The following is an 18,995-nucleotide window of genomic DNA, read 5'->3' as shown; positions in this document are numbered from 1 at the left end:
AAAGTGAGCAGGGGGTTCCGTAACTTTGCGGGAGAACTGCAAAACCACACAGAACACTTACATGGCAGAAAGTTTGACTCCGGCATCCTTTGCAAAGATGGGGACGACGGGGAAAGATAAAAAGAGAGGATGAAAATCATGGCAATCAATTACAGCAGTACCCGTGGCGGTGAAAACAACGTAACGGCTTCGATGGCGATCTTAAAGGGACTGGCAGCAGACGGCGGCCTGTTCATGCCGGATCATATCCCGGCGTTAGATTGCAGCCTGGAAGAATTATCCCATAAAACATATCAGGAAGTAGCTTATGCAGTTATGAAGCAGTTCCTGACTGATTTCACAGAGGAAGAGCTGAAAACCTGTATCGAGCGCGCTTACGACAGTAAGTTTGATACGGAAGAGATTGCGCCGCTTGTCAAAGCAGACGGAGCATATTATCTGGAGCTGTTCCACGGAAGCACGATTGCCTTCAAGGATATGGCGCTCTCGATCCTGCCGCATCTGATGACCGTATCGGCGAAGAAGAACCATGCGGAGAACACGATCGTGATCCTGACCGCAACCTCCGGCGATACCGGAAAAGCAGCGATGGCTGGTTTTGCAGACGTTGAGGGAACCAGAATTATCGTATTTTACCCGAAGGACGGCGTCAGCCGTGTGCAGGAGCTGCAGATGCTGACCCAGAAGGGCGCGAACACAAGCGTTGTCGGTATTTCCGGAAACTTTGATGATGCACAGAGCGGCGTCAAGAAAATCTTCGGTGACAAAGAATTTGCCAAAGAATTAGCAGGCAGAGGCTATCAGCTCTCTTCCGCAAACTCCATCAACATCGGTCGTCTCGTACCACAGGTTGTATACTATGTATATGCGTATGCAAAACTGCTTGAAAACGGCGAGATCGAGAACGGTGAGAAGATCAATGTAACCGTTCCGACCGGAAACTTCGGCAATATCTTAGCTGCTTATTTTGCAAAACAGATGGGTGTGCCGATCGACAAGCTGATCTGCGCGTCCAATGACAATAAAGTTCTGTACGACTTCTTTAAGACAGGCGTATATGACAAGAACCGTCCATTCATCCTGACCTCTTCCCCGTCGATGGATATTCTGATTTCCAGCAACCTGGAACGTCTGATTTATCTCTCCACCGGCTGCGATGCGGAGGAGACCAAGAAACGCATGGAAGAGCTTTCGAAAGATGGCAAATATTCGGTTACCGACGAGATGCGTGCGCGCATGGCAGATTTTGTCGGCGGCTATGCCGATCAGGCGGCAAATGCAGCCGAGATCAAGCGTCTCTACGATGAGACCGGTTATATGATCGATACGCATACCGGCGTTGCATCCTGCGTATACCATAACTATGTGAAGGAGACAGGCGATACCAAGAAGACAGTTATCGCATCGACGGCAAGCCCATATAAATTCTCCCGCAGCGTCATGGAGGCAATCTTCGGCAGCGAAGAAGGCAAGGGCGAGTTCGAGCTTATCGACGAGATGGAGAAAGCATCCGGCGTGAAGATCCCGCAGGCGATCGAGGAGATCCGCAAGGCAGAGATCCGTCACAACCGCCAGTGCAAGCCGGAGGAGATGGAGAAGACCGTTTCGGAGATTTTACAGTAAAAGTTACAAAATATTAAAATAATTGCCTGTTATTTTTTTGACAGGCTAGGCAAATACTGAATTATGGTATATAATAGACTCTGGTTAGATCAAAAAGAGACAACGAGGAGGTTTGTATATGTTAGTTAGTGCGAAGGAAATGCTTCAGAAGGCAAGAGATGGCAAATATGCGGTTGGTCAGTTCAACATCAACAATCTTGAATGGACCAAAGCGATTTTACTGACGGCACAGGAGCAGAACTCACCGGTTATCTTAGGCGTTTCAGAGGGCGCAGGCAAGTATATGACTGGCTTTAAGACAGTATCTGCGATGGTAAAAGCGATGATCGAAGAGCTGAACATCACGGTTCCGGTTGCGCTGCATCTGGATCACGGCACCTACGAGGGCTGCTACAAATGTATCGATGCTGGATTTTCTTCCATCATGTTTGACGGCTCCCATTATCCGATCGCCGAGAACGTAGAGAAAACCAAAGAATTAGTCAAAGTCTGCGCGGAGAAAGGTATTTCCCTGGAGGCTGAGGTTGGTTCCATCGGCGGCGAGGAAGACGGCGTGATCGGTATGGGCGAATGTGCAGATCCGAACGAGTGCAAGGCGATTGCAGACCTCGGAGTTGATATGCTGGCAGCAGGTATCGGCAATATCCACGGCAAATATCCGGCAAACTGGCCAGGCTTAAGCTTTGAGACGCTGGCAGCCGTAAAAGAAAAAGTAGGCGATATGCCGCTGGTTCTTCACGGTGGTACCGGTATTCCGGAAGATATGATCAAGAAAGCCATTTCTTTAGGTGTAGCGAAGATTAATGTAAATACTGAGTGCCAGCTGGCATTTGCAGAGGCAACCCGCCAGTATATCGAGGCTGGTAAGGATCAGCAGGGCAAAGGATTTGACCCGCGTAAACTTCTTGCACCTGGTTTTGAGGCGATCAAAGAGACGGTTAAGACAAAGATGGAACTGTTCGGTTCTATCGGAAAAGCCTGATGAATAAGTAAGGTTCATGACCGGACTGCAGGGATGTACATTTCGCAACGCGGATATACATACCGGCGGTCCGGTCTGTTTTCATATTAATGTGAGGGATTGAATGAGCGAGATTATCAATGTACCGGAAATTTTCGGAAAAAATGTGTTTAATGACAAGGCGATGCAGGAACGCCTTCCGAAAAGTGTTTACAAAAAACTGAAGAAAACCATTGAAGACGGAGCTGAGCTGGATCCGTCCATCGCAGATGTTGTCGCACACGCGATGAAAGACTGGGCGATCGAGCGCGGTGCGACGCATTATTCCCATTGGTTCCAGCCGCTGACCGGCATTACGGCAGAAAAACATGATGCGTTTATCTCCGTACCGGATTCCAACGGACGCGTTATCATGGAGTTTTCCGGTAAAGAGCTGATTAAGGGCGAGCCGGATGCATCCTCGTTTCCGTCGGGCGGACTTCGTTCCACCTTTGAGGCACGCGGCTATACAACCTGGGATTGTACTTCCCCGGCATTTCTGCGGGAAGATACGCTGGGCGTGACACTCTACATACCGACTGCATTCTGTTCGTACCGCGGCGAAGCACTGGATAAGAAGACACCGCTGCTGCGTTCCATGCAGGCAATCAACGAGCAGGCACTCCGGATTCTCCGCCTGTTTGGAAATACGACTTCCCACCGGGTGATTCCGTATGTGGGACCGGAGCAGGAGTATTTTCTGGTTGATAAGAACAAATATTTACAGAGAAAAGACCTGATCTACACCGGTCGTACCCTGTTTGGTGCGATGCCGCCGAAAGGACAGGAGATGGATGATCACTATTTTGGAAGCATCCGTCCGAGAGTCGGTGCATTCATGAAAGAGTTAAATGAGACACTGTGGCGTCTGGGCGTCAGTGCAAAGACACAGCACAACGAAGTTGCACCAGCACAGCATGAATTAGCACCAACCTATTGTCAGGTCAATCTGGCAGTCGATCACAACCAGATGGTCATGGAGGCGATGAAGCGTGTCGCAGGACATCACGGTCTGACCTGTCTGCTGCATGAGAAACCATTTGACGGAATCAATGGTTCCGGTAAGCACAACAACTGGTCCCTGACGAGCGACGACGGCATCAACATGATGAATCCGGGCGAGACGCCGCACGAAAATGTACAGTTCCTTCTGGTTCTGGCATGCATCATGAAAGCAGTTGACAGACACGCGGATCTGCTGCGCGAGTCCACCGCGATTCCGGGCAACGATCATCGTCTGGGTGCGGCAGAGGCGCCGCCAGCGATCATCTCTATTTTCCTGGGCGAGCAGCTGGAGGATGTTATCGATCAGCTGTGCAGCACGGGCGAAGCCGCACATTCTAAGAAAGGCGAGGTACTTCAGACGGGAGTAGCGACACTTCCGGATTTTGTCAAGGATGCAACCGACCGCAACCGTACTTCACCGTTTGCGTTTACCGGTAACAAATTCGAGTTCCGTATGGTTGGTTCTTCGGATTCTGTTTCATCCCCGAACGTCGTGCTCAACACGATCGTGGCAGAAGCGTTTAAAGAGGCTGCGGACGAATTGGAAAACAGCGATGATTTTGACAGCGCAGTCCATGATATCATCAAGCGTCTGTTTGCAGAGCACCGCCGTATCATTTTCAGCGGAAATGGTTATTCTGAGGAATGGGTTAAAGAGGCAGAGCGCCGTGGACTCCCGAACCTGAAAGCGGGTATCGATTCTGTCGAGGCAATCCGGACCGAGAAAGCGATCAAGCTCTTTGAAGAATTTGGCGTGTACACCCGGACCGAGCTGGAATCCCGTGCCGAGATCGAGTATGAGGCATATTCCAAGACTGTTAACATCGAGGCGAAGACGATGATCGACATGGCAGGCAAGCAGATCATCCCGGCGGTTGTCAAATATACGACTCAGCTTGCTTCCTCCCTGACAGCCGTCCGGACTGCCTGTGAGGAGGCCGATGTCAGTGTCCAGAAAGAACTGCTTTTAGAGACCTCTGATAAACTCTCAGAGATGAAGGTGGCATTGGCGGCACTCAAAGATATCCTGGCAAAGGCATCTGCGATCAAGGATAACAAAGAAAAAGCATTCGCCTATCTGCATAAGGTGTGCCCGGCGATGGTAGCTCTCCGTAAACCGGCAGACGAACTGGAAATGCTGGTAGATAAAGAATTATGGCCATTTCCGAGTTATGGGGATTTGGTGTTTGAGGTGTAGGCAGCTTTTAGAAGGTATGATTTTAATTAAAAAGATTTTGACCATCGATATAGGCTATGAATCGTTGGTCAAAATCTTTTTTATTTCAATTATATATTTTGCAAATACGGTTTATTTCCGCCCAGGACCCTGCGTCTGCCCCTCCTGAATCGTATCGCCCTGATTGGAGGTAAATCCGTTAATCCGTTTATCGGATGAATTTGACGAAGAGCCTGACGAGCTGGAGCTTGATGTCGTCGGTGCGGTGTAAGTCGTGCCGTTGCTGTAGATGCGGCTTGGTACATTGCCGGTATCGCTGGTGGAACTGCTGTTTGTCTGGTTATTCGAAGAGCCTGACGAACTGGAAGTCCCGCCCGGCGTGGAAGTGGAACTGCTGTAGCCGCTTCCAGGAATCGGAACGGTTGTGCCCGACGAAGAACCATTTGACGAGCTGGAGCTGTTGGAACTTCCCGGTGCAGTAAAACTGGTCGAAGGATCGGAACTATTCGAATTGTTGGTGTTACCTGAACTGGAGGTTCCTGAATTGGAATTGTTCGAAGCCGTTCCGCTTGGCCCCGAAGTGCTGCTTGAAGAAGAACTGCCAGACGAAGTCCCTGTTCCCTGTGAAGCACTTGGGTCAAAATAGCTGTCGCTCATGCCGGAGAGACTGGACGGTGGATTCTGGCACGCACCGCTCTTGGCAAAGGTGTATTTCACCGAATCAATCGTCAGGGTTGTGTTCGAAGCCATCTTACCGTTCTCATCCAGATAATAGTAGGTGCCGGATACCTTAATCCAGCCTTTCTGACGGTGTCCGTACTCATTGAAATAGTACCAGGTGCCGTCGATCTGCTTCCAGCCGCGGCTCATATTGCCGTCTGTCTTGTCCATGTAGTAGGTGTTTCCGTTGCTGTCATTGAGCCAGCCAGTCAGCATCTTGCCATCATGGAGATAGTAGTATTCATTTTTAATAAGCTGCCAACCGGTCAGCATTTTTCCATTTTCGTCGAGATAATACCAGGTGCTGTTTACCTTCTGCCAGCCAGTCCGCATCGCCCCGTCCGTGCCGAAATAATACCAGGTGCCGTTATCCATCTTCTGCCAGTTGGTAAACATCCGTCCATCATCGCCCAGATAATACCAGACCGTATCAAGCTGGAGCCAGCCCTTCTGCATCACACCGTACTGGTTAAAATAGTACCAGTAGTTGTTGATTTTCTGCCATTTGGTCATCATCTCGCCGCTCTGGTTGAAATAATACCAGGCGGAAGTGGATGAATCCTGACGCCATCCGGTCACCATCTTGCCGGTCGAGTCATCCATATAATAATATTTCTCTCCGATATGTACCCATCCGGTATGCTTCTGACCGTCGTCGGTCATGTAGTACCAGTAGTTTCCGTCCTTCAGCCATCCGGCCGCACGGCTCTGGGAAGAAGGAAGCAGCCCCATGGCACCGATCAGGCAGGCAAGCCCAAGCAGTTTTGCATATCTTTTCCGCATCGCGTATCCCCCTTGCAATGTGATTTATCGTTATTTATGATTACAGTAGAAATTAATATCAAAGATGTTGGGGTCAAAAGGCATTTTGACCCCTCTGATACCAGATGCTCCGCACTATATGCTCCCGCAATCTTCAAAAACATTCGTAATTCGCTCATTTTTCTTTGAAAAATGGCTACTTACTCATGTTTTTGGCGGGTCCCAAGGTCAAAAATTCTCCTGCAAGCAAGCTTGCGTCGAACTTCTGACCTTTTGACCCTGGTATCATATCAAATTACTTTATAAGTATAACATAGATAAATGTAAAATACCTAACGGAAATATTACAATTTTAACAAGTCCTCGGAAACAATTTTTCGATAATAATTTTTCGCATACCGGTACATCACGATCGTGTAATCGCCAAATTCGCGTCCTTCCATACTCTTGAAGACCGCCCAGAGCGCCCACAGGAAACCTCCGAGCGCCGCATAGGCATACGTGACAAAGCGTTCTTCGTCTGATGGGGCGTGCTGGAGGTATTCTTCCAGAAGGTGGTCAAGCTCTTCCTGTGAATAATATGAATAAATACTGCACATCGCAATATCAATGAGTGGATCGCACATGCCTGCATACTCCCAGTCGATCAGACGCAGGGAGCCGTCCGGCAGAAACAGGAAATTGTCCGCAACTGAGTCAATATGGGAGAGGCAGCAAGGACGTTCCAGTGTATCCAGCCGATCCATCAGTTCATTCATCCGGGCGCGGACCGCCGGGTAGTCCTCGAACAGCATTTCTTCATGTCCGCGGCAGATCCTCTCATAAAAATCAATCCGTTCCCGGATGCGGAACGTGTGCGGAACCGTCACGCCGGAATGATGCAGCTTCCGCAGCATCTCCATGCAGGCGGCCATCTCCTCCGGGTTTTTTGCATCCGCATTCCGAGCGCCCTCATAATACTGGGCGATCTTGTAGCCGGTTTTTCCGTCAAAATACAAAATATGTTCGGTAATGCCAAGCGGTGTGACCGCCTTGTAAACAGCCTCCTCTTCTTTTCGGTTAATCAGAAATTCTGTTCCCGGACCCGGAATGCGGCAGATATAATGTTTTCCATCCAGTTCAAACAGGAACGACTGGTTTGTCATACCAGATTTGAGACAGCGGATGTTGTGTATCGCTTCCTCTTTTACATTGAAAACGTGTGCGACCAGCTGCATGGCGGCATTGTCCGAATGATTCTGATATTTCGGATCAAACAGGCGCAGCTCTTCCAGGTTTTCAAACTCATAGACCTGATCCGCCGGCTGGCAGTTCATCGAAAAATCCAGTTCTTTGATATGATCGACGACAACCTGTTCCCAGTACCATTGTTCTGTGCCAGGCTGATGATAGGCTTCCTCAATGAGCGGAATCAGCTGGTTGGAAAAATCACGCGAGAGGAACGCAGGTCCATACATGACCCAGGAATCATGCCCACCGACCTGCACCGATGTGATACGCCCCTTTTTATTAGAAGAAAGACACCACTCTGACGTTTCACCATCCATGTAAACGGAAGAGTACCACGCGCCGCACTCATACTTATGGTACATATTATTTCGAATCCAGTTGTCCGAGACAAGCAGATACATATTGCGGCCGCGGAACAGCTCGCGGGCATGGTAGATCGTAGCCAGATTATTTTTGGTGGCGTACTCCGGGTTATAGAGGAGTTTGACCTGATATTTGTCGATCAGATATTCAAACTTTTCCTTTAAATAACCGACGATAATTGTGATATCCGTGATCCCCGCTTCATGGAGCTGCTTGATCTGGCGCTCAATCATCCGCTCGCCAAACACTTCCAGAAGCCCCTTCGGTGTCTCAAACGTCAGCGGCACAAACCGGGAGCCAAACCCGGCGGCGGTAATGACGGCGCCATCCACTTTAAATTGTTCCAGATACTTAAGCCCCTGTTCGGTCAGCAGATATTTTCCCGTATCCATATCCGTCATGAGAAATGCCTCCTCCAGGCAGTCCCCAAGCAATTTATTCACAGTCCCCAGGGAAAGATTCAAAATCGAAGCAAGCTCCCGCTGGGTCACATCCGGATTCTCATAGAAACTCCGGCAGATCAGTCCATAGCGATCCATATAAAACCTCCTGAATTATTAAATTCTTTTATTTTTCTCTTATATATATTCACGTATTTCGTCATCATTATAGATGGATAAGAGTGAAAATAGGTTCTAGCTGTTGTGTGTTCAAAAAATAAAATTAAAAGTGATATATGAACATTATAGCATAAACACAGAGAAAGTAAACGGAAAAAGCAATGCTGCGGGGGGAAGAATAAAGACTGTTACTGGGCACGTATGCGTGAACAGTGACGAAAGGCTTGATAAGGTGGTCTGTGGGAAATAAGAAACGTAAAAAATACTGGAAATATAGGCATTTTGGCGGTTAAAACATGATTGTACAAATATAAATACAATTACGAAACCATAAAGAATTTTCGTAAAAAATCCGTAAGAAAATGCACAGATAAATGTTATGGTATTTTGGAAAAACGTGTATTATAATGTGAATGTATCGGAGAAAGGCAGTACTTCACAGGGAAGAGAAACATAGGAAATACAGACAATATTCCACTTCAAAATAAAAAGTTGGAAATTCTGTAAAAAAACTATTGATAATTTTCCATATCCGAAGTATAATGACCTAGTAATGCAGTTAGGATTTCGAGAAAAATATTTCAAAAAGTAAAAAGGAGAGTGCATTAATTATGAGAAAGCAGACTAAATTAGTTGCAGTACTTTCTGCAGCAGCTTTACTCGCTATGGGTGCTTCCATGACTTCTTTCGCAGCTGGTTGGCAGAAAGATGACGCTGGTGTTTGGCACTACTATGACAGCGATGATGAGATGGTAACCGACGAGTGGAAGAAAGATGGCGGCAAATGGTTCCATCTTGACGAAGATGGTGAGATGGAGACAGATACATGGTAGATGATGACTACTATGTAGCTGAAGATGGTCATATGCTGACCAACGAGTGGAAAAAGACCATGGCTGATGAGGATGAAGATGATCCGGAAGACGGCGGCGAGCATTGGTACTACTTCAACAACAAAGGTAAAAAAGTTACCGATACAGATAAGAAGATCAATGGCAAGACCTACTACTTCAACGAAGATGGTGAGATGCAGTATGGCTGGCACGAGGAAGACGGCAACGCATACTACTTAGGTACTGAGGACGAAGGTTGGAGAGCTGAGTCTAAGTGGCTGTGGCTTGAGAAATCCGGTAACAATGAGAACGATCTGGATGATGATGATGATCTGGAAGTAGTTCTTGATTGTTCTGAAGATGACAACTGTGATGATGAGGGTTGGTACTGGTTCCAGTCTTCTGGTAAAGCATATCATGACACAGGCAAGAAGAAAATCAACGGCAAATACTATATGTTCAACGAGCACGGTCAGATGCTGTACGAGTGGATTGATGGTAAGGCTGTTGAACAGGGTTCCAACGCACAGCTTGATGGTAACCTTGCTAAGGGCGAATTAGCTACAACCAGCGTAATGAGATACTACAACGAAGTTGAAGATGGTTCCAGAGGTAACGGCTGGTATCAGATCGACGGCGCTGAGGATCTGGATGCTGATGGTGATACAGACTGGTACTACATCGATGACGGTGAAGTTAAATACGCTGATGGCGGTTCCAAAGACTTCGCTACTTACGATGATGACGGAGCTGTATACGTTCAGAGAATCAAAATTGAAGGTAAATACTTCTCCTTCAACGAAAAAGGTCAGATGCAGGATGGCTTACAGTACTGCCAGGCTGACGGCGGATTCTACTACTTCGATGCCAACGGCTATCAGAAGACTGGCCGCGTAACATCTGTAGAGAACGACGATGATGATTACACATTCTACTTCAACACCAAGAATGGTAAGAATGGTCTTGGCTACAATGGTCTGAAAGATGATTATCTGTACTTCAACGGTAAGAGACTGGATGCAGATGATGACTACAGACTGTACTACTATGATGGAGACATCTATCTGACCAATACCAAGGGTAAAGTTCAGAAGACCTCCAAGAAGTATGACATCGAGAACAAGGGCATCGCTGAGGATGATGTAAAAGTAGAGATCAGCGGCAAGAAAGTTGTATCCGTTACTTTAGCTAGCGGTAAGACAATCAAAGCTGAGGATCTGATTGCTGATGCAGAAGCTCAGTTTGGTAAAGATGTTGTTACAGAGGATCAGATCGTATCTGTACCGTTCATCCAGCTGTATGATGACGATATTTATACCTACACAAATCTGGCTGGTACTAAGGCTGTTGAAGGTTGGTTAGGATTAAACAAATAATTAATCTGAATTTTATTCGATTAGTCATTTGACCTAGGATAATTGAGAAGCGGTATTTCAGGATATTTCCTGGAATGCCGCTTCTTTTTTAGTAAAAAGAGCTCCGATACCTCGAAGTGTTTCGAGATGGCGGAGTTTTTTATGTGGTCGCAATGTAAATGAAGCCTGTCTGTATGACTGCATTTGCCCTCTGTCAGTTAAAGAATAGAATATGCAAAACTCTCTGCAGTACTATCATTTTGAGTTTAAGCATATCTTCCAAGTCTTGTTTCACTGATTCTTTCATGATATGATAATAAAAACAACAAATTATCATGATGTGTGATAAACGTGCAGTTTATTAAAAAGAGAGGGAGCCATATGGTATATATTTAAATCCCGGAAACGCAGCTTTTTCAGAAGCGGTGCATTCTCAGATCTATGTAGATAAAACAGAGCTGATTTCTTATACCAACAGTGTGCTGGCAACAAACCAGAAAAATATCTGCGTCAGCCGCCCAAGGAGATTTGGAAAATCCATTACAGCCAATATGCTGGCTGCTTATTATAGTAAGGGATGTCAGTCTGATACTTTATTTAAAGACCGAAAAATCAGCTGTTCAAAAGATTATAAAAAATATTTAAACACTTACACAACTATATTTTTAAATATCCAGGAATTTTTAAGTCGAAGCTCTAATGTAGAAGAATTGATTCAGCGGATCCGGCGTTCACTCATGAGAGAAATTCGCCGTGAATATCCAACGATTGATTTTTATGATGAATTAGATCTGACGGAAAATATGAAGGAAATTTATGCTGAAACAAATGAGCCATTTATTATAATCATTGATGAATGGGATTGTATTTTTAGGGAATACGCAGAAGATAAAGCGGCTCAGGAACGATATCTGGATTTTCTTCGTGATTTTCTAAAGGATAAGGCACATATACATCTGGCATATATGACAGGAATATTGCCAATAAAAAAATACGGTACCCATTCTGCGCTCAATATGTTTGATGAATTCTCGATGGCAAATCCAGGTGTTCTGGCGCAATATGTCGGTTTCACAGAAAATGAGGTGCGCTGCCTCTGCTCAGATTATCAAATGGATTTGGCAGAAATCAAAGAATGGTATGATGGATATCGCTTTGAAAAAGCCTCTTCTATTTACAGTCCGCGTTCGGTTGTGGCTGCTATGACTTCTGGTATCTGCGATTCTTATTGGAACCAGACCGAAACATTTGAGGCACTGCGCGGATATATTGACATGAATTTTGATGGGCTGAAAGACGATGTTCTCAGCATGATGGCCGGAGAAATGGTACCGGTCAATACAGGCAGTTTCAGCAATGATATGACGACATTTCACAGCGAGGATGATGTCCTGACTTTGCTGATTCATCTGGGATATCTTGGATACGATTTCAGCCATAAATCAGTTTTTATTCCGAATAATGAAATCCGTGGAGAGTTTGTAAATGCGGTTTCGGTTTCTCAATGGGGAGAGGTCTCGAAAGCATTGAAAAACTCAGCTGATTTACTTAATGCTATCTGGAGAAAAGATGAAGAAAAAGTAGCTGTCTATATGGAACAGGCTCATTTTGAAACATCCCATTTACAGTATAATAATGAAAATGCACTGAGTTATACTGTATCACTGGCACTCTACGCTGCCAGAAACTTTTATCAGGTTTATCGTGAATTTCCATCGGGATCTGGATTTGCAGATATAGTTTATTTACCGCGAAAAGAATTTCCGGATAAGCCAGCTTTGATTGTCGAACTAAAATGGAACAAATCGGCCGAAGGCGCAATTCACCAGATATTAAAAAAACAATATTTCCAGAATCTGGAAGATTATTCAGGAAATATGCTGCTGGTTGGAATCAATTATGATTTAAAGACGCGAAAACATGAATGTAAAATTTTAGAATTTAAAAAATGAAAAGCAAGTTATTTGTCACGGCGGCAGTAAAAAGAGATGTTGATTGAGAAATCCTCTTTTTGCGGCCGATGTGATTTGACATCCAATTCAAATCTGAATCATTAAGCTGATAGCTTGATATAAGAGGACTCCGTCACTTCAGAGAAGTCTGAGGTGGCGGAGTCCTCTTTTTGTCAAGGTCGAACGTTGTACCGTTTACTAATTCAATCTTTCAAATATACCAGGCAGCGTTTCTTAAAAAAAGCAATTCCATAACACAAAATTTTATCATAGGAATCCTCAAATTCTTTTGCATACATTTTTTCATCGATCTGGGCAAGTGCTTTTTGGCAGGATTGTTTCATCTGGTCAAGCGTGCTGGAATATTTCACTTCAAAAAGGGCCAATTGTCCATTTTCAGAGTCGTAGACAATCACATCGCTTCGTCCTTCTCCATGCTCTTTATTCGACTCCACCACATAACCGGCACCAGTAAAAATACCTGCCAGAAATGCATGGTAAAAGTCTTCTCGGTAATCATGATAACTGATGGTTTTTCTTAAAAGTTTATTCATCTCATCCGTCATCCTGTCGCTGTTTCCATCCCATACCGCATGAAATAATTCTGTGCGGTTCCAATGCTTCGTTGATTCGTTAAACCATTTTATAATTGTTGACTCAAAAATATCTTTGATTTCCCTATTCGGAATCATCAACGCGGTTGTTCCATCTGGAATAGTTTCTTGAATATCCATCTCTCGAACGCGCGTCAGATAACCGGTTAAATATAAAATACTCCATAAGTTATCCTCGGAAGAATGAAGATAATCATAGGTTAAATTTTCTTCAATCTTTTGGAAAATATATCCGCCGGACAATAATTTTTCCAATTTCATTGTGATACTGCTTCCAGCATAATCAATGAAAGAGCGAATAATTGCATTATCGCTTGTATTCTTCCAATAACTCTCAGGCTTCATGGAAGGATTATGCTGAAGATCCCGAAGATAATTCATCACATCCCACGGGCAATATACATCAAAGCATCCGAAATGATAACCGTCATACCAGGCTTTAATTTCATCCGAATATTCGGCAGTATTGGATTCCTTTAAAATCTGATTTACATCGTTTTGTGTAAAGCCAAAATATTCATTTAATCGAGAATCTGTGATGGTATCCGAAACAAAATTATTGGTTCCAGTGAAGATACTTTCTTTAGCAATTTTCAAGCATCCTGTCACAACCGCAAAGCAGAGGCTGGAATTATCTTTTAATGAGGTACTCATCATTGCTTTCATGATTTCCAGCATTTCCTGATAATACCCATTGCTGCTTGCTTTCGCAACGGGAACATCGTATTCATCCAACAAAAGAATAACTGTCTTCCCATAATAAGCCTGCATCATTTTCATCAAAATCAGGATAGAACCCTTTACATCTGTTGCAGATGCAGTCTGATTTTTTAGTCGTTTAAAAATCTCTTTATATGCATCGCTGACGGCATCGCTTTGCTCCAAATAAGAGTATTCGATGCATATCTGGGATATGACAAATTTCAGCATATCAAAAGCACTGTCAAATGTAATCCCATCTACATCCTTAAAGGTAATAAAAAGAGTCGGACGCTGATTCATCCATGTTTGACAAATAGCTGATTCATGACTGATTTCCAAATCTTGAAATAACGAATGGTTATCATGTCGAATATCGAAAAAATGTTCCAGCATACTCATAGCCAGCGTCTTTCCAAATCGTCTGGGGCGAGTAATCAGCGTGACGTTTGCTGTGCTTTTCTTTAATAATTCCGAAATGAGTCCCGTTTTATCCACATAGTAATATTCATTTTCACGTATCTGAGAAAAATCCGAGACGCCAACCGGAATATTAAGATTCGTCATAGAATCATCGCTCCTTTCGAAAAATCAGGCTGTTTTTATTATCATATCATGAAAGGCTGGGGGAAACAAGGTGGAGAAAGAGATTGAAAAGATAGAAAAAGTCCCCTGGGAATCGCCCTAACAAAAAAGGGTTGTTACACCATATAAGTGCACAACCCTTTTCATTTTATTCAGATCTGCCACACGTTTGTGTAACAGCTCTTCTTTAAATGTTATTTGAGATATAGATTATTTATTAGCTACAGCGTTCTGTGCTGCCTCGTAAGCATCTGTATTCTCGTAGTGTGTAACGCCCAGTGCATCCTGATAAATTGCATTGTCGAACAGCTCAATCTTCGGTAATGTAGCGGCGTTCTTATAGGTGCCCTCAGAACCATCTTTAGTAGAAGAGGCAATCTCGTATGTGTTTCTGAACGTAAACTTAACGTCATCACCAAAATTTTCTACATCATACTCTTTAGAAGTAGATTTCTGAAGTTTACCTTTGTTGTTTACCAGATAGTATTTCTTATCTACAACATAGATTCTGTAATCATCATCTGCTTCCAGTCTCTTGCCATTCCAGTAAAGGTAACCGGATTTCTCACCTGTATAACCCTGACCATTCTTACCATTCTTGGTCTCGAAGTAGTAGGTGTAGTTATCATCCTCTTCTTCAACATTAGCAATCTTGCCGGTCTTCATATAACCATCATTGTCGAAGTAGTAGAATTTCTTATCGATCATCTGTAAACCAGTCTGCATCTGACCAATTTCATTGAAGCAGAAGTTCTTGCCATTGATCTTGATCTTCTTGGTATATACTTTAGCACCGTCATCAGTTAAGTCAGTATTGTTCTTCTCACCGTCATCAGCTTTCTTAGCCTTACCGTCTTTGAAGTAATACCAATCGGTATCATCGCCTGCCTTAAGTGCATCAGCACCATCGATCTGATACCAGCCATCAGCTCTCCAGCCCTCTTCAACTACGTTCATGTAACGTACTTCAGAAGCGGTAGCTTCGATGGAATCGCTATCCAGTTTTGCATTGGAAGCCACGTTTGCTTTAACACCATTGATCCACTCATACAGCATCTGACCATGATTGTTGAAGTAGTAGTATTTACCGTTGATCTTTTTCTGCTTAGCGTCTTTGTACATCTTACCGTCGCTACCGAACCAGTACCAACCTTCTTCATCACACGGATCATCATCATTCTGAGAATCATGGCTTACGGCATCTGCTGCATCTTTCTCATCATCATCTTCGGAATCCGGAGCAGCTAACCACAGCCAAGAAGAGTTGGTTCTAGCACCGTCATCCTCTTCGCCTAAGTAGTATACGTTGTTGTTAGAATCAGCATACCAACCATACTGCATTTTTCCATCTTCATCGAAGAAGTAAGTCTTGCCATTGATCTTTTTATCATCAGAAGTGGTCTTTTTACCCTTGCTGCCGAAGTAGTACCAGCTTTCGCCATCCTCGTCCGGATCATCCTGATCGTCATCGGACACGGTCTTCTTCCACTCGTTAGTCAGCATATGACCATCTTCAGCTACATAGTAGTCATCGTCTACCCAAGAATCTGTCAGCATGTTGCCGTCATCATCCAGATAGAACCACTTACCACCGTCTTTTTTCCACTCGCCTGTTACCATCTCATCGTCGCTGTCATAGTAGTGCCAAACACCAGCGTCATCTTTCTCCCAACCAGCTGCGAAAGAAGTCATGGAAGCACCCATAGCGAGTAAAGCTGCTGCAGAAAGTACTGCAACTAATTTAGTCTGCTTTCTCATAATTAATGCACTCTCCTTTTTACTTTTTGAAATATTTTTCTCGAAATCCTAACTGCATTACCAGGTCATTATACTTCGGATATGGAAAAGTATCGGGAGGTGTTTTCATGTATCGAAAAATTACAATATTTTTAGAATACTGGAAAAACAGTAAACATCGCAAACCATTGATATTGCAGGGGGCCAGACAGGTAGGCAAAACCTATTCTGTTCTCGAATTTGGACGTACCCATTACGAAAATACTGTTTACTTTAATTTTGATACAAATCCAAAGCTTAAGCAGACATTTGATGAAGACATTAGTCCTGAATACTTGGTTCCGATTCTTTCTCATATATCCAGTCAGACGATTGTCCGCGAAACAACATTAATTGTATTTGATGAAAACAAGAAAATCGTGCCTCTGTATGCTGCTTTTTGTATATAAAATACTTTTTACAAAGATAACCAGAAATTTTATGTATTCTTCACAAAAGGAACACATCTTTGCGTTACACTAAAGCCATCAATTTTAAGGAGGCAATCGAGTATGACAGCTAATACAAAAACAACCTGGAGTGTCTGGGGAATCCTTTTTGGCATGGCGATTGTGCTGGGAATCGGAGTGGCATTTTTAGCATTTACTTTAACCAGAGATCCACAGATTCTGGCATTTTTATATGATAAAATCACAGTTCCGCAGAGCCTGCACTTCATTACCAATTTTAAATGGATTTTTAACCTGCTGGTTGTCTGCGTAACAGCAATTCCGGCCGCAGCCGTACTTTATGTAAGCGAGCGGGGATTCAGCCGCTGCGTGCAGCCAAAAGAAAAATAAAGACAGATAAACAAGAAATGATATATGCTCTAAGTGACTTCTTAATCATGATATTTGTCATGGTTAGTGAAGAAATCACTTAGAGCATTTTTGTTTCAAGACGAACTTGAGATTGAGATCGCGGAACTGGAAAAGGCTGTTACCGGCTACGAGCAGAGCCAGAAATCAGCAGAGAAATTTATAGCCTTGATTGACAAGTATGAGAATTTTGACACGCTGACAAACACCATCCACAAGCAGCCAGTCGGGAGAATATGACATTCCCGATGACCTGCCCAATCGCCGGACAGGTCATGGTCGCGGTTCTTATCCGGCAGCGGCTCGCCCATTGCCAGCAATGCTACGACCTGCTCCAGCAGCTCGATCTTCATGCCACGCTTTATGGCTCGTTTGTAGTCTTTTTTGAAACCGGTCGTGTATTTAACGGTATATTTGGTTTCTTTCATCTTTTCAGGTCAGCAAAGCTGAATCGGAATCCGAGCTTCCAGTTTGCACGTTTAAGTTCTGATTTAGCTAATCGCTTACTCTCCTGTATAATAAACATTTTTTCCAGAACCATTTATATGCAATTTTCCGGCACTGGATAATTCCTTTAAGATCCTATACGCTTTTGTTGTACCTATATTTAAAAGCGCTTCGGTTTCTTTTCTTGTTATTTTTTTATGCTCTGCTACATATGAGAGAATTTCAGCTTTTTCAGAAGATAGCGGCTGTCGGTAAACTGCTACCAGACGTTTCCTTGGTTTTGACAGCTTTTGTATTCCTTCGTTTCTATTTGGAAGTGTAACACGGAAAACACCTTTTGCTGTTTCAAAAAAAGGCTTTTTTTCGTTATCTCCATAGGCTCGTTGAATTTTTCCAATTCCTGTACCATAACTTTCTATTAACATCATGCGATAAAAAATAGCTGCCAAATTAGGATTCCTTGGCTGCGATACACCCAGAAAAATAGAATTTAATTCCAGTCCGGAAACCAATCCTCCCAATGAGACAATTTCTATACGATCGTCATAAATATTTATAATATTACTTCCACTAAACGAATAATCTCGATGAACGATACTATTTAAAAGCGCTTCTCTGATTGCCTCTTCTGGGTAATCTTTTTTATCAATACGGATTAAACCCGAAAAACTGGCTTGCGTTTTATTGTTTAAATCAATAAACTGATAAACGTCTTCCAATTGTTTTAAAATAGAACCAGAAAATTCCTTTCTATCTCTGAAAACCGCTTTATCTGTTCCTTGAAAAAGAGCCACTTTTGTTGTTACTTCACATTGATCCGATAATAGCAATGCAAGATTTGTGTATAAATGATCATCACCTATCAGTTTTAATGTTTGCATCTGTGATCTTCCAAACGCAATTTTTCGTTTGTGCATCTCATTTTCAAAATACTCAAATGTCAAATCCTGATTCATGCTTCGGCTTGTTTCATAGGAACATCTGCCGCTTTGAATGATCATTTCCCGGATGCCCTCATCTGTCATGGGTTGTGAAGAACTTCCTTTTCGAACATATACACCACTGGGCTTTAGACCTTTTTCCCGAATATAATATGGACGATTCGTTCCTGTTGCAATATTAATTTCAACGACCGTTTTTCCGTCAATTTCCACAGTTTTTATATTGACAAAAGGCATAATATCAGGTGCGATAGAATCTTTTAAAGAACCTGCAACCTGAAGCATGATTGCATCTGGATCATCTACGCCAATAATTGCTCCATCTTTTCTAACACCAATCAAAATAGTACCTCCAGAAGCATTTGCAAAGGCAATTACTTCTTTTCGAATCTCAGGTACATATTCTTGCTTAAATTCCACCTCTTGATTCTCAAACGAAAGCATACTATTCACCTTTCTTTCTTTCTTTCTTTCTTTCTTTCTTTCTTTCTTTCTTTCTTTCTTTCTTTCTTTCTTTCTTTCTTTCTTTCTTTCT

13 protein-coding genes and 1 pseudogene are annotated in these 18,995 nt (G+C 43.6%); 8 read left to right on the top strand and 6 right to left on the bottom strand.

Annotated features, from left to right (window positions below; genetic code table 11):
* Nucleotides 1-138: 138 nt before the first annotated feature.
* The 3 genes from thrC (at nt 139) to DW085_RS09405 (ending at nt 4,826) form a co-directional block, all read left to right on the top strand.
* Nucleotides 139-1,623 carry a threonine synthase gene (gene thrC / locus DW085_RS09415; RefSeq protein WP_118481948.1) on the top strand — a complete coding sequence of 495 codons (1,485 nt, stop codon included), beginning with the start codon at nt 139-141 and terminating at the stop codon, nt 1,621-1,623.
* A gap of 118 nt (nt 1,624-1,741) precedes the next feature.
* On the top strand, nt 1,742-2,605 hold the full coding sequence (fba, locus tag DW085_RS09410) for a class II fructose-1,6-bisphosphate aldolase (RefSeq protein ID WP_022360285.1): 864 nt from the start codon (nt 1,742-1,744) through the stop codon (nt 2,603-2,605).
* Nucleotides 2,606-2,708: 103 nt separating this feature from the next.
* On the top strand, nt 2,709-4,826 hold the full coding sequence (locus tag DW085_RS09405) for a glutamine synthetase III (RefSeq protein ID WP_118492373.1): 2,118 nt from the start codon (nt 2,709-2,711) through the stop codon (nt 4,824-4,826).
* A 111-nt stretch (nt 4,827-4,937) separates the two neighbouring features.
* On the opposite strand, the gene DW085_RS09400 is transcribed toward DW085_RS09405, so the two are convergent.
* Entirely contained in the window at nt 4,938-6,308 is a 1,371-nt protein-coding gene (locus DW085_RS09400; protein WP_118492371.1) for an N-acetylmuramoyl-L-alanine amidase family protein, read from the bottom strand.
* A 323-nt stretch (nt 6,309-6,631) separates the two neighbouring features.
* Entirely contained in the window at nt 6,632-8,419 is a 1,788-nt protein-coding gene (locus DW085_RS09395) for a phosphotransferase (RefSeq protein WP_118492369.1), read from the bottom strand.
* Between the two features lie 632 nt (nt 8,420-9,051).
* Between DW085_RS09395 and DW085_RS20560 the strand changes: the two genes are divergently transcribed.
* The 3 genes from DW085_RS20560 to DW085_RS09385 all read left to right on the top strand — a co-directional run bounded on the left by DW085_RS20560 (nt 9,052) and on the right by DW085_RS09385 (nt 12,580).
* Nucleotides 9,052-9,273, top strand: a complete 222-nt coding sequence (locus DW085_RS20560) for a hypothetical protein (RefSeq protein WP_347475046.1) — start codon at nt 9,052-9,054, stop codon at nt 9,271-9,273.
* A complete protein-coding gene (locus DW085_RS09390) occupies nt 9,267-10,649 on the top strand; it encodes a glucan-binding protein (protein WP_347475045.1) in 1,383 nt (460 codons plus the stop codon). The genes DW085_RS20560 and DW085_RS09390 overlap by 7 nt, the downstream gene beginning before the upstream one ends.
* Before the next feature lie 404 nt (nt 10,650-11,053).
* The gene (locus tag DW085_RS09385) at nt 11,054-12,580 is read left to right on the top strand and encodes an AAA family ATPase (protein WP_243015228.1); all 1,527 of its coding nucleotides are present in this window, start codon (nt 11,054-11,056) and stop codon (nt 12,578-12,580) included.
* A gap of 203 nt (nt 12,581-12,783) precedes the next feature.
* Here the strand turns inward: DW085_RS09385 and DW085_RS09380 are convergent, their stop codons facing one another.
* Entirely contained in the window at nt 12,784-14,460 is a 1,677-nt protein-coding gene (locus DW085_RS09380) for an AAA family ATPase (protein WP_118468352.1), read from the bottom strand.
* Nucleotides 14,461-14,688: 228 nt separating this feature from the next.
* A complete protein-coding gene (locus tag DW085_RS09375) occupies nt 14,689-16,236 on the bottom strand; it encodes a glucan-binding protein (protein WP_118468350.1) in 1,548 nt (515 codons plus the stop codon).
* Nucleotides 16,237-16,343: 107 nt separating this feature from the next.
* On the opposite strand from DW085_RS09375, the gene DW085_RS09370 reads away from it, so the two are divergent.
* Both DW085_RS09370 and DW085_RS09365 read left to right on the top strand, forming a co-directional pair.
* The gene (locus DW085_RS09370; RefSeq protein WP_107001446.1) at nt 16,344-16,664 is read left to right on the top strand and encodes an AAA family ATPase; all 321 of its coding nucleotides are present in this window, start codon (nt 16,344-16,346) and stop codon (nt 16,662-16,664) included.
* Nucleotides 16,665-16,766: 102 nt separating this feature from the next.
* Nucleotides 16,767-17,054, top strand: a complete 288-nt coding sequence (locus DW085_RS09365; protein WP_107001445.1) for a hypothetical protein — start codon at nt 16,767-16,769, stop codon at nt 17,052-17,054.
* Nucleotides 17,055-17,285: 231 nt separating this feature from the next.
* On the opposite strand, the pseudogene DW085_RS20555 reads toward DW085_RS09365, so the two are convergent.
* Both DW085_RS20555 and DW085_RS09355 read right to left on the bottom strand, forming a co-directional pair.
* Nucleotides 17,286-17,500 (bottom strand): annotated as a pseudogene (locus DW085_RS20555) (type II toxin-antitoxin system YafQ family toxin); the annotation flags it as partial.
* Nucleotides 17,501-17,575: 75 nt separating this feature from the next.
* On the bottom strand, nt 17,576-18,995 hold a 1,420-nt coding region (locus DW085_RS09355; RefSeq protein WP_243033988.1), incomplete at its 5' end, for an RNA-binding domain-containing protein.

It is taken from the genome of Clostridium sp. AF50-3 (assembly GCF_003477445.1).
Lineage (GTDB): Bacteria > Bacillota > Clostridia > Lachnospirales > Lachnospiraceae > Otoolea > Otoolea fessa.
The sequence above is the reverse complement of the archived record's forward strand: the minus strand, read 5'-3'. Positions and strand labels throughout refer to the sequence as shown.

What these genes read in the sequence shown, in the direction of transcription:
- thrC (WP_118481948.1), top strand. Translation starts at nt 139, where the DNA reads ATGGCAATCAATTACAGCAGTACCCGTGGCGGTGAAAACAACGTAACG.
- fba (WP_022360285.1), top strand. Translation starts at nt 1,742, where the DNA reads ATGTTAGTTAGTGCGAAGGAAATGCTTCAGAAGGCAAGAGATGGCAAA.
- DW085_RS09405 (WP_118492373.1), top strand. Translation starts at nt 2,709, where the DNA reads ATGAGCGAGATTATCAATGTACCGGAAATTTTCGGAAAAAATGTGTTT.
- DW085_RS09400 (WP_118492371.1), bottom strand. Translation starts at nt 6,308, where the DNA reads ATGCGGAAAAGATATGCAAAACTGCTTGGGCTTGCCTGCCTGATCGGT.
- DW085_RS09395 (WP_118492369.1), bottom strand. Translation starts at nt 8,419, where the DNA reads ATGGATCGCTATGGACTGATCTGCCGGAGTTTCTATGAGAATCCGGAT.
- DW085_RS20560 (WP_347475046.1), top strand. Translation starts at nt 9,052, where the DNA reads ATGAGAAAGCAGACTAAATTAGTTGCAGTACTTTCTGCAGCAGCTTTA.
- DW085_RS09390 (WP_347475045.1), top strand. Translation starts at nt 9,267, where the DNA reads ATGGTAGATGATGACTACTATGTAGCTGAAGATGGTCATATGCTGACC.
- DW085_RS09380 (WP_118468352.1), bottom strand. Translation starts at nt 14,460, where the DNA reads ATGACGAATCTTAATATTCCGGTTGGCGTCTCGGATTTTTCTCAGATA.
- DW085_RS09375 (WP_118468350.1), bottom strand. Translation starts at nt 16,236, where the DNA reads ATGAGAAAGCAGACTAAATTAGTTGCAGTACTTTCTGCAGCAGCTTTA.
- DW085_RS09370 (WP_107001446.1), top strand. Translation starts at nt 16,344, where the DNA reads ATGTATCGAAAAATTACAATATTTTTAGAATACTGGAAAAACAGTAAA.
- DW085_RS09365 (WP_107001445.1), top strand. Translation starts at nt 16,767, where the DNA reads ATGACAGCTAATACAAAAACAACCTGGAGTGTCTGGGGAATCCTTTTT.